The sequence below is a fragment of the Pseudomonas sp. R2-60-08W genome, from assembly GCF_003852335.1.
In the GTDB taxonomy this organism is placed as follows: domain Bacteria; phylum Pseudomonadota; class Gammaproteobacteria; order Pseudomonadales; family Pseudomonadaceae; genus Aquipseudomonas.
This window is the reverse complement of the sequence record NZ_CP027731.1, coordinates 5,287,611-5,302,697: the sequence shown is the minus strand read 5'-3', so window position 1 is coordinate 5,302,697 and position 15,087 is coordinate 5,287,611. Positions and strand designations below refer to the sequence as shown.

Here is a 15,087-nt window from a genome sequence, read left to right as displayed (position 1 = left end):
TGGCCGGCAGTAGGTTGAACTATCTGCCGCCGGAGATATTGCCATGCCTGAATACAAAGCTCCCCTGCGCGACATGCGCTTTCTGATCGACAACGTGTTCGACTTCCACGGCCACTACGCGGCCCTGGGCGCGACGGACGCCAGCCCCGACATGGTCAATGCAATTCTTGAGGAGGGCGCGAAGTTCTGCGAGAACGTACTCGCGCCGCTCAATCGCAGCGGCGATGAAGAGGGCTGCCATTTCGATCAGGGCGTGGTGACCACGCCCAAGGGCTTCAAGGAAGCCTTCGCCCAGTACGCGGAAGGTGGCTGGCACGGCTTGGCGGCCGACCCGGCCTACGGCGGCCAAGGCTTGCCGCAGTCCCTGGGGCTGGTGCTGAGCGAAATGATCGGCTCCAGCAACACCTCCTGGGGCATGTACCCAGGCCTGACCCACGGTGCAATGTCAGCGATCCACGCCCATGGCACCGACGAACAGAAAGCTACTTACCTGCACAAGCTCACCGCTGGCGAATGGACCGGCACCATGTGCCTGACCGAAGCCCACTGCGGCACCGACCTGGGCTTGATCAAGACCCGCGCCGTACCTGCGGCCGACGGCAGTTATGCGGTCACCGGCAGCAAGATCTTCATCTCGGCCGGCGAGCACGACATGAGTGCCAACATCATCCATCTGGTGCTGGCCAAACTGCCGGATGCACCGGCGGGCACCAAAGGCATCTCGTTGTTTATCGTGCCCAAGTTCCATGCCGACTCCGGTGAACGCAACGCGGTGCACTGCGGCTCCATCGAGCACAAGATGGGCATCAAGGCCTCGGCCACCTGCGTGCTGAACTTCGACGGCGCCAAGGGCTTCCTGATTGGTGAGGCGAACAAAGGCCTCAACTGCATGTTCACCATGATGAACCACGCGCGCCTGGGCACCGGGATGCAGGGCTTGTGCAATGGCGAGGCGAGCTTCCAGGGCGCGATCAAATATGCCAACGATCGCCTGCAAATGCGCTCATTGACCGGCGCCAAGGCCCCGGAGAAGGCCGCCGACCCGATCATCGTGCACGCCGACGTACGCCGCATGCTGCTGACCATGAAAGCCTTCAACGAAGGCAATCGCGCGCTGACCTACTTCACCGCCCAGTTGCTCGACACGGCGCACCTGAGTGACGACGCCGGCCAGCGCCAGGAGGCCGGGGACCTGTTGGCCTTCCTCACGCCGATCTGCAAAGCCTTCATGACCGAAACCGGGCTGGAGGTGACCAACCACGGTATGCAGGTATTCGGCGGCCATGGCTACATTCGCGAGTGGGGCATGGAGCAATTGGCCCGGGATGCCCGGATTGCGCCGATCTATGAAGGCACCAACGGTATCCAGGCCCTCGACCTGCTGGGGCGCAAGGTGCTGGGCAGCCAGGGCAAGTTGCTGCGCGGCTTTACCAGAATTGTGCATAAGTTCTGCGTCGCCAATGCCGAGCACGCGCAACTCAAGGCCGCTGTAGAGCAGCTCAACCAGTTGAACCAGCAATGGGGTGAGCTGACCCTGAAGGTCGGCACGGCGGCGATGAAAAATCCCGACGAAGTGGGCGCGGCGGCCATGGATTACCTGATGTACAGCGGCTACATAATCCTTGCCTACCTGTGGTTGCGCATGGCGATCGCGGCGCAGGCACACCACGAGCCAGAGTTTGCCCAGGGCAAACTGGCAACCTGCGACTTTTACTTCAAGCGCCTGTTGCCACGCACCGCCATGCACCGGGCTGCGGTGGAGGCGGGCAGCGACTGCCTGATGAGCTTACCGGCGCACGCGTTTTCCCTATAGGCCGAACGGGGTCGTCGTGACTTATAAATACTTATTGGTCACGAACGGACCCTATGTGTCTGAAAAGTTGTTCGGGTACACTCGGAGTCTGTAAAACCGATCCTATCGAATCACTTTTCACCTTCTCACGAGGTTTGCCATGGCTGATTACAAAGCGCCGTTGCGTGATATGCGCTTCGTCCTCAACGAAGTTTTTGAAGTCGCCACGACGTGGGCCCAATTGCCTGCCCTGGCAGACACGGTTGACGCCGAAACCGTTGAAGCGATCCTCGAAGAAGCCGGCAAGGTCACCGCCAAATCCATCGCGCCGTTAAGCCGTGGCGGCGATGAGCAAGGTTGCCATTGGACGGACGGTGCGGTCACTACGCCGGACGGTTTCCCCCAGGCCTACGCGACTTACGCCGAAGGCGGCTGGGTTGGTGTGGGTGGCGACCCGGTGTACGGCGGCATGGGCATGCCCAAGGCGGTGTCGGCACAGGTCGAAGAGATGATCAACTCGTCCAGCCTGGCTTTCGGCCTGTACCCGATGTTGACCTCGGGCGCTTGCGTGTCGATCAATACCCACGCCAGCGAGGAACTCAAGGCCACCTATCTGCCGAAGATGTATTCCGGCGAGTGGGCCGGTTCCATGTGCCTGACCGAAGCCCATGCCGGCACCGACCTGGGCATGATTCGCACCAAGGCCGAGCCCCAAGCGGACGGTTCCTACAAGGTCAGCGGCACCAAGATTTTCATCACCGGCGGCGAACACGACCTGACCGAAAACATCATCCACCTGGTGCTGGCCAAATTGCCGGATGCACCAGCGGGTCCCAAAGGCATCTCGCTGTTCCTGGTGCCGAAGTTCATGGTGAACGCCGACGGCAGCCTCGGTGCACGCAACCCGGTGAACTGCGGCTCGATCGAACACAAGATGGGCATCCAGGCCTCCGCGACGTGCGTGATGAACTTCGACGAAGCCGTGGGTTACCTGGTGGGTGAGCCCAACCGTGGCCTGGCGGCGATGTTCACCATGATGAACTACGAGCGCCTGGGGGTGGGCATTCAAGGCCTGGCTTCCGGCGAGCGCTCCTATCAGAACGCGATCGAATATGCCCGCGACCGCCTGCAAAGCCGCTCCCCGTTGGGCGCACAAGCCAAGGACAAGCCCGCCGATCCCATCATCGTGCACCCGGACGTGCGCCGCATGCTGCTGACCATGAAGGCGGCGAACGAAGGCGGCCGTGCGTTCTCCACCTACGTCGCAACGCAATTGGACATCGCCAAGTTCAGCGAAGACGCAGCCGCCCGCGAGCGCGCCGACAACCTGGTGGCGTTGCTGACGCCGGTCGCCAAGGCATTCCTCACGGACCTGGGCCTGGAAACCACCGTGCTCGGCCAGCAAGTATTTGGTGGCCACGGCTACATTCGCGAGTGGGGCCAGGAGCAGTTGGTGCGTGATGTGCGCATCACCCAGATCTACGAAGGCACCAATGGTATCCAGGCGCTGGATTTGATGGGGCGCAAGATTGTCGGCAGCGGTGGCGCGTTCTACACCTTGTTCGCCGATGAGATCCGCCAGTTCATCGCCACTGCGGGCGAGGCATTGGGCGAGTTCACCCGTCCGCTCGGCGCGGCGGTGGATAACCTGGATGAACTGACCGCCTGGGTGCTGGACCGTGCCAAAACCAACCCGAATGAAATCGGCGCAGCCTCGGTGGAATACCTGCATGCGTTCGGTTACATGGCGTACGCCTATATGTGGGCGCGCATGGCCAAGGCCGCGTTGGGCAAGGAGGCCGAAGAGGATTTCTATGCCAGCAAGCTGGGCACTGCGCGCTTCTACTTTGCACGCCTGTTGCCGCGTATCCACTCGTTGAGCGCGTCGGTAAAAGCCGGTAGTGAATCACTGTTCCTGATGGATGAAGCGCTGTTCTAGGGGGCGAGGCACGTATGTAAGCATTCTCTTACATGACGTGCTGCTAATCGTCCTCTATCGCCATATTGGATCCACGGATAATCTACTTCACATGGACGTCGCGCAGGAAGCGCAAAGCAACAACACGGACACGTAGGATTCTGCCAGGATGGCGGAGTGAAATGGATGTCAGGGAAACAGTCTGCAAAGCCCCGCTTCGGCGGGGTTTTCTTTTGCCCGCGAAAAAGTTAGGCGCCTGCCTGCGGGGCATTCATCACGTCTTCCAGCAACGTGAGCAGCAATGCCACCGTCGCTTGCTGGCGCTGCACGTCACGGCACACCAATCCGACTTTCAACGGTACCCTGGGTTCGCTCAAGGGTTTCCACAGCAACGACTGGCTGTTGTGTTCGTCCTGTGAGCGCCCCGGTAGCACAGTGGCCAACTGGGTGTGGGGCAGGCTGTCGAGAATCCCCACCATGGTATTGAGCTCCGCCTGCACCTGCGGGCGCCGGCCCAGGTTGGCCAACTGGGCCTGCCAGATCTGGCGCACCTGAAATTCCTCGCCCAATAGCAACATGGGCAACTCGGCTGCCTGTTTCAGCGAGACCTTCTTGAATTCCCGCAAGGGATGCTGCTCAGGGATGACCACCTTCAATTCATCTTCATACAACAACACGCCATGCAGGCCCGGCTGGCGCGGTGGCAGGTAGCTGATACCGATGTCCAGCGAGCCGTTGAGCAGCCGGCGTTCGATTTCCAGCCCGGTCAATTCGTAGATTTGCACCACCAGGTGGGGTTGGGCCTTGCGCACCCGCTCGAGCATCTGCGGCACCAGGCTGGTGTGCACGGTTTGCAGCACGCCGATGGCCAAGGTGCGCATCGCCTGGCCTTTGAAGTTGCGCAACGCCTCCACGGCTTGCTGCATGCCGTCGATCAGGGGCAAGGCATGGTTGTACAACGTATGTGCCGCCAGCGTGGGGAGCAGGCGTTTGCTGCTGCGCTCGAACAGGCTCACATCGAGGTTCTGTTCCAGTTGGCGAACCTGCTGCGACAAGGCCGGCTGGGAGATCGACAGACGCTCGGCGGCACGGCCTACATGACCTTCTTCGTAAACCGCGACGAAATAACGCAGTTGCTTGAAATCCATAAGTTTTGCTTATCGAAAAAGCTGAAAAATCGAAATGGCCGTGGGCCCTTGAGACGCCTAGTCTAGCGCCTATTCGCAGGGCTTACAGGGCCGGATCGAGCAATGAATAACGTTTTTGGTAATGGCGTTTACATAGGCAAGGCAACACACCTCAGCACCGAGCTTGCACCCGATACCGACCAAAGTCTGCTTGCTGTCAGGGGTGAACTGTGAACCTGTTCCGGCGCGCCGCGCCGAGCCTTGACGACCTGGTGCTTCAGGCTGCGCAGCATGATTTTTCCAGCCAATGTCTGATGCCGTCTGCCACTCGCCCCGCCGAGGTGTTCGTCCAGGGTCAAGGCGCCTGGCTGTCGGACAGCGACGGCCGTGCCTACCTGGATTTCAGCCAAGGCAGCGGCGCCAATAGCCTCGGTCACAGTCCACAAGTCGTGCGCGACGCGATTGCCGAGCAGATGCAAAGCGTGATCAACCCTGGGATGGGCCTGCACAACCGGGCTCAGCTCGACCTGGTTGATCGCCTGTGCCATCACACCGGCAGCGATCAGGCGTACCTGCTCAACAGCGGTGCGGAAGCCTCTGAAGCCGCCATCAAGCTGGCGCGCAAATGGGGCCAGTTGCATCGCGGCGGGGCTTACCACATCATCACGGCAGGCAACGGCTGCCATGGCCGCAGTTTCGCGGCCTTGTCGGCTTCGGCAGGTGCCTGCGAAAACCGTTTCAAACCGCAACTGCCGGGCTTCAGCCATGTGCCGTTCAACGATCTGCCGGCGCTGCACGCCGCCGTCGATGCGCACACCGTCGCCATCATGCTGGAGCCAATCCAGAGCGCCGCGGGTGTCATTCCCGCCACCGAACACTACCTCAAAGGCGTCGAACGCCTGTGCCGCGAGCTGGGGATCCTGCTGATTCTTGACGAAGTGCAAACCGGCATCGGCCGCTGCGCCAGCCTGCTCGCCGAACAGCAATACGGCGTACGCGCCGACATCATTACCCTCGGCAAAGGCCTGGGCGGTGGCGTGCCCCTCGCGGCGTTGCTGGCGCGCGGCACAGCCTGTTGCTTCGAGGCGGGCGAGCTGGACGGCACGCATCACGGCAATGCGCTGATGGCGTCAGCGGGTGGTGCGGTACTCGATGCCGTGTTGGCCAGCGGCTTTTTTGAACAGGTACGCGAATCCGGCACGTATCTGGCAGAAGGCCTTGCGCGCCTGGCTCACCGTTATGAACACGGACAATTGCGCGGCAACGGTCTGCTATGGGGCCTCACGCTGTCGGACGATTCTGCGGCTGCGGTGGTAAAGGCCGCGCTGCACGAAGGCGTGATCCTCACCGCTACGCAGCCTGATTGTCTGCGCTTTACCCCCGCCCTGAATGTCAGCAAAAACCACATCGACGAAATGCTTCTGCGCCTTGCCCGTGCCTTCTCTCGGGTACGCACCGCCCAACTGCAATGCCGCAAGGGCATTGCCGTCTAACCCCATTTCCTGAACCGTCTCGCGGGATACGCGGCGCCTCCAGCCTGATTCTTTTGGCTGGGGGCGTTTTTTTGTCTGTTGATTAAAGGATGGCCCAACGCCAGAACCTACTGAACCCTCACGAAGCGCCAAGGTCGATTAGCTACACGGCTCACACGAGCCGATTTCTGGAGCTGACCCATGGACATCATTCGTATCATCATCGCCATTCTGCTGCCGCCACTGGGTGTGTTCCTGCAAGTAGGCTTCGGCGGCGCGTTCTGGCTGAACATTCTGCTGACCCTGTGCGGTTACTTCCCCGGCATCATTCACGCGGTGTACATCATCGCCAAGCGCTGAGACCCTCAGCCTTTGGCGATGAGGCGCGAATTGCGCTCATTGCGAAACGCCAGTTGCTCGATGGTCTGGGTGGCGTGTTCGGCTTCTTCCCGCGCTTGAAGGATGATGCCGTGCTGCTCGGACTTGCTGCACACCGGGTCGGCGTTGCTCGCATCCCCCGTGAGCATGAAGGCCTGGCAACGGCAGCCGCCGAAGTCCTTTTCCTTCTCATCGCATGAACGGCACGGCTCGGGCATCCAGTCGTAGCCACGAAAACGGTTGAAGCCGAACGAGTCGTACCAGATGTGTTGCATGCTGTGGTCGCGCACATTGGGAAACTGCACCGGCATTTGTCGGGCACCATGACAGGGCAGGGCGGTACCGTCCGGTGTCACTGTCAGAAAAATACTGCCCCAGCCATTCATGCAGGCTTTCGGGCGTTCTTCGTAGTAATCCGGCGTGACGAAAATCAGCTTGCACGGGTGGCCTTCGGCTTCGAGCTTGGCGCGGTATTCGTTGGTGATGCGTTCGGCGCGTACCAGTTGTTCCCTGGTCGGCAATAACCCCACACGATTGAGCTGCGCCCAGCCGTAGAACTGGCAGGTGGCAAGCTCGACAAAATCCGCCTCGAGGGCAATGCACAGCTCGATAATGCGGTCGATCTTGTCGATGTTATGCCGATGGGTGACGAAGTTCAGCACCATCGGGTAACCGTGGGCTTTCACCGCCCGAGCCATTTCGAGCTTTTGCGCGAAGGCTTTTTTCGAGCCGGCCAGCAGGTTGTTGACCTGTTCGTCGCTGGCCTGGAAGCTGATCTGGATATGGTCCAGGCCGGCCTTTTTGAAATCACTGATCTTCTGTTCGGTCAGGCCAATGCCTGAGGTGATCAGGTTGGTGTAGAACCCCAGCTTGCGCGCTTCAAAGATCAGTTCGGCGAGGTCCTGGCGCACCAGCGGTTCGCCGCCGGAAAACCCGAGCTGCGCGGCGCCCATCTCGCGGGCCTCGCGAAAGACCTTGATCCATTGCTCGGTGCTCAGCTCCTTGCCCTGCTCGGCAAAATCCAGCGGGTTGGAGCAGTACGGGCACTGCAGCGGGCAGCGGTAAGTCAGCTCGGCGAGCAGCCACAGCGGCAGGCCGATGGCGGGTTTTTCAGGTAAGGGTGATCCAGTGCTCGGCACGGGCGACCTCCATGAATTGCTCGATGTCATCACCGAGTTCCGGCACGCCGGGAAATTGCCGGTCCAGCTCGGCGATGATGGCCGCCACGTCGCGCTCACCGTCAATCAAGCCACCAATCAGCGCGGCGCTGTCGTTGAGCTTGATCATGCCTTCCGGGTAAAGCAGCACATGGCCTTTCTGCGCGGGCTCATACTGGAAGCGGTAACCCGGGCGCCAGGTCGGTTTTTTGCTGCGATCAAAGCTCATAGGATGATCCCTTTATGCCACACCCGCTGCTCGGTCACGCTGTGGTATGGCGGGCGGTTCAGTTCGTAGGCCATGCTCATGGCGTCAAGCATGCTCCACAGGATGTCCAGTTTGAACTGGAGAATTTCCAGCATGCGCGCCTGGCCTTCACGGGTGGTGTAGTGCTGCAGGGTGATCGCTAACCCGTGTTCCACGTCGCGACGGGCCTGGCCCAGGCGGGTGCGGAAGTATTCGTAGCCGGCCGGGTCGATCCACGGGTAATGCTGCGGCCAACTGTCGAGGCGCGACTGGTGGATCTGCGGCGCGAACAGTTCGGTCAAGGAGCTGCTGGCGGCTTCTTGCCAACTGGCGCGGCGGGCGAAGTTGACGTAGGCGTCTACCGCAAAGCGTACGCCGGGCAATACCAGTTCCTGGGAGCGCAGTTGGTCCGGGTCGAGACCGACGGCTTGGCCCAGGCGCAGCCAGGCTTCGATGCCGCCGTCTTCTCCGGGCGCGCCATCGTGGTCGAGCAGGCGCTGGATCCATTCGCGACGGATTTCACGGTCCGGGCAGTTGGCCAGGATCGCTGCGTCCTTGAGGGGAATGTTCACCTGATAATAGAAACGGTTGGCGACCCAGCCCTGGATCTGCTCGCGGGTGGCGCGGCCTTCGTACATCGCCACGTGATACGGGTGATGAATATGGTAGAAGGCGCCTTTGGCGCGCAAGGCGTGTTCGAATGCTTCGGGGGTCATCGGTGTATCAGTCATATGAGTCTCCTACAACTCGATGCTCATGCCGTCGTAGGCTACTTCGACATTACGCCGCACCAGCTCGGCTCGCTCGGGGGAATCTTCATCGAGGATCGGGTTGGTGTTGTTGATGTGGATAAGCACTTTGCGCTGCTCGGGCAACTGTTCCAGCACTTCGAGCATGCCGCCAGGGCCATTTTGCGCCAGGTGGCCCATTTCGCGGCCGGTGCGGGTACCGACGCCACGGCGCTGCATTTCGTCGTCGTCCCACATCGTGCCGTCTACCAGCAGGCAGTCGCTACCGGCCATGATGTCCAGCAGCGGCGCGTCGACCTTGCCCAGGCCTGGGGCATAGAACAGTTTGCCACCAGTGCGCAGGTCTTCGACGATCAGGCCGATGTTGTCGCCTGGGTGCGGGTCGAAGCGATGCGGAGAATACGGCGGGGCGGCGCTGCGCAGCGGCAGTGGCGTGAAGCGCAGGTTGGGGCAGGCCGGGATGGTGAAACTGGCGTCCAGCTCAATACGGTTCCAGGCCAGGCCGCCGTTCCAGTGAGTAAGCATGGTGAACAGCGGGAAACCGGTGCTCAGGTCTTCATGGACCATGTCGGTGCACCACACCTGGTGCGGGCAACCCTCGCGCAGGCTCAGAAGGCCGGTGGTGTGGTCGATCTGACTGTCCATCAGGATGATCGCGCTGATGCCGGTGTCACGCAGGGCGCGGCCCGGTTGCATCGGCGCAAACCCTTGCAGTTGTGCGCGGATATCCGGCGATGCGTTGCACAGTACCCAATTCACACCATCATCGGAAATCGCGATGGACGACTGGGTCCGCGTCTGGGCCCGCAGGCTACCATCACGAAAACCTGCGCAATTCACGCAGTTGCAGTTCCACTGCGGGAAGCCGCCGCCGGCGGCGGAACCTAGAATCTGGACAAACATGATCGCTCCATCAAGCACAGCTCAAAACAAAAACGCCCCGGGCGAACCGAGGCGTTGTATTACCCAGCGGATTAACGGCTGGCGAAGTACATGGTGACTTCGAAACCGATGCGCAAATCAGTGTAAGCAGGTTTGGACCAGGTCATATTCATACTCCTATCAAGGGACGGGATGTTCACTACCAAGTAGTACATATAGTCCACCTCCCATGGGAGATGTTCAGATATTGCGTGGGAATATTACGCAATTCTTTTCAAGTTAGCGCTGTCCCGAAAGAAAAAGCCTGTTGCACGGTTGGCAATGATCACGCCGCTGGCTGCCAGCGCCCCCCGATGCATGGGCCGTTGGCAATGCAGCGCCAGCCGCCTGTGGCGTCGTTCAGTTGTTGCGCGGCGCGCCGCATATCGTCCCGCGAGCAGCTTTGTATCAATTCTTGTAATTGTTCCAGATGACCCGATGAGTGGCCCGCCAACTGCGCATGCCACAGCAAATCAGCGGCTTGGGCCATCGGCAGGGATTGGGCAGTGAATTGCTGCGCCAAGGCCTCGTTGCCCATGTCTGCGCTGCGCTCGATCAACGACGGCAGTAGTGCCAGGAACGTCTGCACCTGTTCGACGATCTCACCGAGGGATGCGCTGGGAGACTGCACGCCGAACAGCAAGCCGGTCTGCCCATTGACCTGTCGGATGCCACTGAAAACGGCGTAGCCGATTTGTAGTTCGACCCGCAGGCGCTGGTAGAACGGCCCCTGAAGCAGATGACCGAGCAAGCGCCAGGCGGCTTCATCGGACAGGGCTTGAGTGGGTGTCGGGTAAAACAACAGCATCGCCGCTTCGCTGGACGCGGTGTTGATCTCGTGCCAGCGGCGCTGACCTTTGAGCGGTTGAGGCTCGTATTGCAAAGGCGCAGGCTGCCCAGGCAAGCGGGCTGCTGCGGTCTTGATCGCCGCTTCACAGGCTGCCGGCAACCCTGAGCCCAGCCCTTGCCAGTGGGCGGTGGCCCACGAGGCTGGCGTCGCTTGGGGCGTCGGTTGAACGCCGACACAGCAGGCGGGCAATGCCTTGAGCAATTCGCGGATGGCAATCATCGGTGCCGGGGGTGGAGGCGCCAAGTGTTCAGCGCCAGTGCTCAAGCAGCGCGTCATTGCTTCAAGCACGGCTGGCATGGGCTCGTGGAAACCGAGCATTTTTACCTGCCAGTCATTGGCGATGGTTTCGAAAGCCAACTCGACGCCCGCTTGACCGGCACTGTCGCGCAGCGGTTGTAACAGACTGTCCAGGCCAGCAGGCACGGCGCCCTCAAATCGCCAGCGCAGGTACAGGGCGCCTTCACCGGTGTCATTGGCCAATGCCTGGCTGAATGTCAGCGCCGATGTTTCCCGTCGGCCCCGCGAGCGGTCCTGGGCGAATGTGCGCAAGCCCCGGTGGGCGCTGGTCTGGCCGCGAATCAAGCCGGCACGTTCTTCTTGAGCAGCGGGACGAAGAAACGGGTTAGCCGGCGCAAGCTGCCATTCATGCCTGGCGGGCGGCAGATGCAGTGCGTCGAGCATGGCCTTGAGCGCTGCGAGACTTTGGTCCGATACGTCTTCGAGGTCGTTGCGTGCCAGCCCCAGGGCGCTTTGGACTTGTTGTTGGCGAGCAGTCAGCAAGACGAACTCTTCGCGTAGGGGCGTCCAGTCGCTGTGTGCGAAAAAACTCAGCCAGTCGTGCAGCAGCGCCTCGATCTGTGTAGTCGCATCGCCTTGGATGTCGATATCCAGCACAGCCTGTCCGGCAAAGTGGTACAGCACCGAGGCGTGCAAGGCAGTCGCCAGGCGTCGCGCTTTGAGTTCAGCGAGCAAGCCACCCGGCGCCGGGCTGTTGAGCCAGGTACAGAGAAACGCCAGCGCTTCGCGCGGTGCGTCACAGGTGATGACCTGATGCAGATGATGATCGGCAACATGTTGATAGCCCCTGGCTTGCCCGGCCATCAACGCTGGCGGCGCGGCCTGGGGATGTAACGGGCCGCCGTTCAACTGCGCACTGAATTGCTGCGCCAGCGCTTCCAGGTCTTGCTGCGCCAGCGCTTCCAGGTCTTGCTGCGATTGTGGGCCGGCAAGGCTCAACGTCATCTGCCCGCTTTGATAGAAGCGCTGATGAAATTCGCGCAACGCCTGCTGAAAAGCCTCACATTCCACTGGCAGGCTGTCGCGATTGCCCGCATGGAAGCCGCGCAACGGGTGATCAGCGGCCAAGCCCTCCAGCAAGGCCACCTGTTGCTGCGCCTTGGCATCTTGCGACCAGGCAACGAACTCGGCGTGCAGCACTTCGCGCTCGCGTAGTTGGTCGTCGAGGGCCAGACGAGGGTGCGTCAGCATGTCGGCTAACCGCACGAGCCCATCGGCGAAGGTCGGAACCGGCAGCTCGAAAAAGAATTCGGTAGTGCGCTCGCGGGTGCTGGCATTCACTTGCCCGCCATGGCGCTGCACGTAGGCCATCAACCCTTCGTCTGCCGGAAAGCGCTCGGTTGCCAAAAACAACAAATGCTCAAGGAAATGCGCCAGCCCCGGCCATGCCAATGGCGCGTCATGGCTGCCGGCAGCCACACGCAAAACAGCCGCGCAGCGCTTCAAGCGCGGTGCATGGCGCAGGCGAATCCGCAGGCCATTAGCCAGAGTGAGGTGCAGGGGTTGAGCGTGAACCGACGCAGGCATGGGCACTTCCGAAGCGGGGGAAGCGCCTATGCTAGCAAACCCGGTCGATCAGGGCTTGTGCAGCGCGCCGTAAAGCTCGGGGCGACGGTCGTGCAGGTAGTGATTGGCGGCGCGGGCGTCGAGGATCGATTGCCGGTCCAGCGTGCCGACAATCAACGCTTCATCCAGGCCCGCCTGGGCGATGCGTTGGCCATCGGGCCCGGCAATACTGCTTTGGCCGCAATAGTGAATATCGTCTTCGTGCCCGCAGTAATTGGCATAGGCCACGAAACATTGGTTCTCGAACGCCCGCGCCCGCACGGTGACGTCGGCAACAAAGTCGAACGGCACCATATTGGCAGTCGGTACCAGGATCAGTTCGGCACCGGCCAGGGCCAGGCGCCGGGTGTTTTCCGGAAACTCCAGGTCGTAGCAAATCAGGAAACCCAGCTTCCAGCCGTTCACTTCCACCAGCGGGAAGTCATCCTCACCAGCGCTGAACATCGCGTGATCGAGGTCGCCAAACAGGTGAGTCTTGCGATAGTTGCACAAGCGCTTGCCGTGGGCGTCGATCAACTGCACAGCGTTGTAGATCTGGCCGTCTTCGGCCCGCTCCGGGTAACCATACAGAATCGCCAGCCCGGCACTTTGCGCGATTTCAGCAATGGTGTGTGCCGACTCGCCATCCCGGGCCTCGGCCAAGGCGCCTGTGGCTTCGGCGCCAATGTTGTAGCCCGTCAGGAACATTTCCGGCAGCACCAGCACATCGGCACCCGACGCTTCATGCGCCAGTTGCTGCAGGCGCTTGAGATTACCGGCCACGTCCAGCGGCAGTGGCGGGCATTGGTACAGGGCGACACGCATGTCAGGCTCCTTATTCGGGCAGGGCGATTGGCCCTATCTCGTCAAACACATCTCCGGGCCCTGGGTTTTCCGGATGGGTGCTGCCGCCGAAGTGGGTCATGATGCCCCACACCGCGTTCAGCGAGGTTTGTACCGCGCCCTCCACCCAGGCAGGGGTCCAGGAAACGTCGTCGCCGGCGATAAAAATCCCACGTTGTTCGGCGGGCATGTCCTTCTGCATGAAGTGCGCATACATGCGCTGGTTATACCGATAGTGGCCGGGCAATGCACCTTTGAAGGCCCCGAGGAAATGCGGGTCGGCTTCCCAGGACACGGTGATCGGGTCACCGATGATGCGCGCCTTGATGTCTACTTTCGGGTAGATCTTCGTCAGCGCGTCGAGTGCCAGTTTGACCCGCTTATCGATGGGCTGGGGCAGCATTTTCAGCGCGTCGCTCATCCACGAGTAGGACAGGCAGATCACCCCAGGCTTGTCGTCGCCGTTGTCGAAAAGATAAGTGCCGCGCGTCAGGCGGTCGGTGAGGGTCATGCTCATCAGGTCGCGGCCGGTTTCCGGGTCTTTGTCTTTCCAGAACGGGCGGTCGACCATGACAAAAGTTTTCGATGACTGCATGTAGCGCGTGCGGTCCAGGGCCATCCACATTTTTTGCGAGAACAGGGTTTCGTCGCATTCGATCTGGGTGGTCAGCAGCCAGCTTTGGCAGGTGGTCAATACGGCGGCGTATTCGCGGGTGTCACCGTAGATGTCGGTAACGGCGAAACGGCCGTCGGCGGCGTGAGCAATACGCTTCACGCCGGCCCGTGGCGCGCCTCGATGCAATGAGCTGAGGCTGGTGCCGGCAGGCCAGTGGGCGCATTGCTCCGGTACGTGACGCCAAATGCCCATGGGCACCTGGGCCACGCCGCCAACGACCAGGTGCTGATGGTCGTCGCAGTTGGTCATCACCACGCGGAAGATTTCCAGCATCGAGTTGGGGAAATCCGAGTCCCAGCCGCCGGTGCCGAAACCGACTTGGCCAAATACTTCGCGATGATGAAACGACAGCTTGGCAAAGGCTTTTGAGGTGGCGACGAAGTCGTAGAAGGTGCGGTCGTCCCACAGCGGCACCAGCTTATTCCACAGCGCTTTGAGGCGCGGCACGTCGCGGTCACGGATCGCCTGTTGGATATCGCCGAACTGCGAACCGGCTTCCAGCGCGTCGGCCCAGGCGTCGGCGACTTCCTGGAACAGCACCGGCAGGTCGGAGAGTTTTTGCGCGTAGTGCGTCTGGCCTTCCAGATCGATGACGGTACTGCCAGACGCCGGCGTCAGCGGGTTGGGAAAGGGTTTGGTTTCCAGGCCCAGCTTGTCCACATAGTGATAGAAGGCGGTGGACGACACCGGAAAGCGCATCCCGCCCAGCTCGGCGATGATGCCTTCGGCGCCTTCAAACGCTTGGGAACGCAGGCGACCGCCCATCTTCGAAGCTTCGTATACCACCGGCTTGAGGCCCAGCTTCATCAGTTCGTAAGCGGCCACCAGGCCCGCGATCCCCGCGCCGACAATCGCCACTTCAGCACCATGGTTGGCGGCGGGAATACTGCCCAGGCCGGCCGGGTGTTCGATCCAGTCATCAAAGGCAAACGGAAAATCCGGGCCGAAGATGGTGATAGGCTTTTTACCATTGGCGGGGTGTCGGTTGGTCTTGCTGATGGTGCTGGACGGAATGCTCATGGCTGACCTTACTGACGACTCTGCGGGACAGGGCCCGTTGAGTATAGGAAAAGATGGCAGCCAGTTTAGGGAGCGTTGCGTTCGTTAATAAGACG

At 61.2% G+C, this 15,087-nt stretch carries 13 protein-coding genes; 4 read left to right on the top strand and 9 right to left on the bottom strand.

Annotated features, from left to right (window positions below):
* Positions 1 to 43: 43 nt before the first annotated feature.
* A complete protein-coding gene (locus tag C4J90_RS24275) occupies positions 44 to 1,813 on the top strand; it encodes an acyl-CoA dehydrogenase C-terminal domain-containing protein (protein WP_124420981.1) in 1,770 nt (589 codons plus the stop codon).
* Positions 1,814 to 1,952: 139 nt separating this feature from the next.
* Positions 1,953 to 3,731, top strand: coding sequence for an acyl-CoA dehydrogenase C-terminal domain-containing protein (locus C4J90_RS24270; RefSeq protein WP_124420980.1), 1,779 nt, complete (start codon positions 1,953 to 1,955; stop codon positions 3,729 to 3,731).
* A 227-nt stretch (positions 3,732 to 3,958) separates the two neighbouring features.
* Here C4J90_RS24270 and C4J90_RS24265 read toward each other — a convergent pair whose 3' ends face one another.
* On the bottom strand, positions 3,959 to 4,858 hold the full coding sequence (locus tag C4J90_RS24265; RefSeq protein WP_124364670.1) for a LysR family transcriptional regulator: 900 nt from the start codon (positions 4,856 to 4,858) through the stop codon (positions 3,959 to 3,961).
* A gap of 209 nt (positions 4,859 to 5,067) precedes the next feature.
* Here C4J90_RS24265 and C4J90_RS24260 point away from each other — a divergent pair, with 209 nt between their 5' ends.
* Together C4J90_RS24260 and C4J90_RS24255 are read left to right on the top strand one after the other, a co-directional pair.
* Positions 5,068 to 6,330 carry an aspartate aminotransferase family protein gene (locus C4J90_RS24260; RefSeq protein WP_124420979.1) on the top strand — a complete coding sequence of 421 codons (1,263 nt, stop codon included), beginning with the start codon at positions 5,068 to 5,070 and terminating at the stop codon, positions 6,328 to 6,330.
* 180 nt (positions 6,331 to 6,510) lie between these two features.
* The gene (locus tag C4J90_RS24255; RefSeq protein ID WP_003194776.1) at positions 6,511 to 6,669 is read left to right on the top strand and encodes a YqaE/Pmp3 family membrane protein; all 159 of its coding nucleotides are present in this window, start codon (positions 6,511 to 6,513) and stop codon (positions 6,667 to 6,669) included.
* A 5-nt stretch (positions 6,670 to 6,674) separates the two neighbouring features.
* Here the strand turns inward: C4J90_RS24255 and pqqE are convergent, their stop codons facing one another.
* From pqqE to C4J90_RS24215, 8 genes are all read right to left on the bottom strand, one after another.
* Positions 6,675 to 7,856 carry a pyrroloquinoline quinone biosynthesis protein PqqE gene (gene pqqE, locus C4J90_RS24250; RefSeq protein WP_124364668.1) on the bottom strand — a complete coding sequence of 394 codons (1,182 nt, stop codon included), beginning with the start codon at positions 7,854 to 7,856 and terminating at the stop codon, positions 6,675 to 6,677.
* Positions 7,798 to 8,073, bottom strand: a complete 276-nt coding sequence (gene pqqD / locus C4J90_RS24245) for a pyrroloquinoline quinone biosynthesis peptide chaperone PqqD (protein WP_124420978.1) — start codon at positions 8,071 to 8,073, stop codon at positions 7,798 to 7,800. The genes pqqE and pqqD overlap by 59 nt, the downstream gene beginning before the upstream one ends.
* Positions 8,070 to 8,822 (bottom strand): pyrroloquinoline-quinone synthase PqqC, encoded by a 753-nt coding sequence (gene pqqC, locus C4J90_RS24240; RefSeq protein ID WP_124364666.1) that lies wholly within the window; start codon positions 8,820 to 8,822, stop codon positions 8,070 to 8,072. The genes pqqD and pqqC overlap by 4 nt, the downstream gene beginning before the upstream one ends.
* Positions 8,823 to 8,831: 9 nt before the next feature.
* Positions 8,832 to 9,743: a pyrroloquinoline quinone biosynthesis protein PqqB gene (gene pqqB / locus C4J90_RS24235; RefSeq protein WP_124420977.1), complete on the bottom strand. Its 912-nt coding sequence runs from the start codon at positions 9,741 to 9,743 to the stop codon at positions 8,832 to 8,834.
* A 71-nt stretch (positions 9,744 to 9,814) separates the two neighbouring features.
* A complete protein-coding gene (gene pqqA / locus C4J90_RS24230) occupies positions 9,815 to 9,889 on the bottom strand; it encodes a pyrroloquinoline quinone precursor peptide PqqA (RefSeq protein ID WP_003194766.1) in 75 nt (24 codons plus the stop codon).
* Positions 9,890 to 10,047: 158 nt separating this feature from the next.
* A complete protein-coding gene (gene pqqF, locus C4J90_RS24225) occupies positions 10,048 to 12,435 on the bottom strand; it encodes a pyrroloquinoline quinone biosynthesis protein PqqF (protein WP_124420976.1) in 2,388 nt (795 codons plus the stop codon).
* Between the two features lie 48 nt (positions 12,436 to 12,483).
* Positions 12,484 to 13,278 carry a carbon-nitrogen hydrolase family protein gene (locus C4J90_RS24220; RefSeq protein ID WP_124408345.1) on the bottom strand — a complete coding sequence of 265 codons (795 nt, stop codon included), beginning with the start codon at positions 13,276 to 13,278 and terminating at the stop codon, positions 12,484 to 12,486.
* Between the two features lie 10 nt (positions 13,279 to 13,288).
* Positions 13,289 to 14,971 (bottom strand): NAD(P)/FAD-dependent oxidoreductase, encoded by a 1,683-nt coding sequence (locus C4J90_RS24215; protein ID WP_124372479.1) that lies wholly within the window; start codon positions 14,969 to 14,971, stop codon positions 13,289 to 13,291.
* Between the last annotated feature and the right edge of the window lie 116 nt (positions 14,972 to 15,087).

Excerpts from the sequence above, each read along its gene's own strand:
- C4J90_RS24270 (WP_124420980.1), top strand. The coding sequence starts at position 1,953 with ATGGCTGATTACAAAGCGCCGTTGCGTGATATGCGCTTCGTCCTCAAC.
- C4J90_RS24275 (WP_124420981.1), top strand. The coding sequence starts at position 44 with ATGCCTGAATACAAAGCTCCCCTGCGCGACATGCGCTTTCTGATCGAC.
- pqqD (WP_124420978.1), bottom strand. The coding sequence starts at position 8,073 with ATGAGCTTTGATCGCAGCAAAAAACCGACCTGGCGCCCGGGTTACCGC.
- C4J90_RS24265 (WP_124364670.1), bottom strand. The coding sequence starts at position 4,858 with ATGGATTTCAAGCAACTGCGTTATTTCGTCGCGGTTTACGAAGAAGGT.
- pqqC (WP_124364666.1), bottom strand. The coding sequence starts at position 8,822 with ATGACTGATACACCGATGACCCCCGAAGCATTCGAACACGCCTTGCGC.
- pqqE (WP_124364668.1), bottom strand. The coding sequence starts at position 7,856 with ATGACATCGAGCAATTCATGGAGGTCGCCCGTGCCGAGCACTGGATCA.
- C4J90_RS24255 (WP_003194776.1), top strand. The coding sequence starts at position 6,511 with ATGGACATCATTCGTATCATCATCGCCATTCTGCTGCCGCCACTGGGT.
- C4J90_RS24220 (WP_124408345.1), bottom strand. The coding sequence starts at position 13,278 with ATGCGTGTCGCCCTGTACCAATGCCCGCCACTGCCGCTGGACGTGGCC.
- pqqB (WP_124420977.1), bottom strand. The coding sequence starts at position 9,743 with ATGTTTGTCCAGATTCTAGGTTCCGCCGCCGGCGGCGGCTTCCCGCAG.
- pqqF (WP_124420976.1), bottom strand. The coding sequence starts at position 12,435 with ATGCCTGCGTCGGTTCACGCTCAACCCCTGCACCTCACTCTGGCTAAT.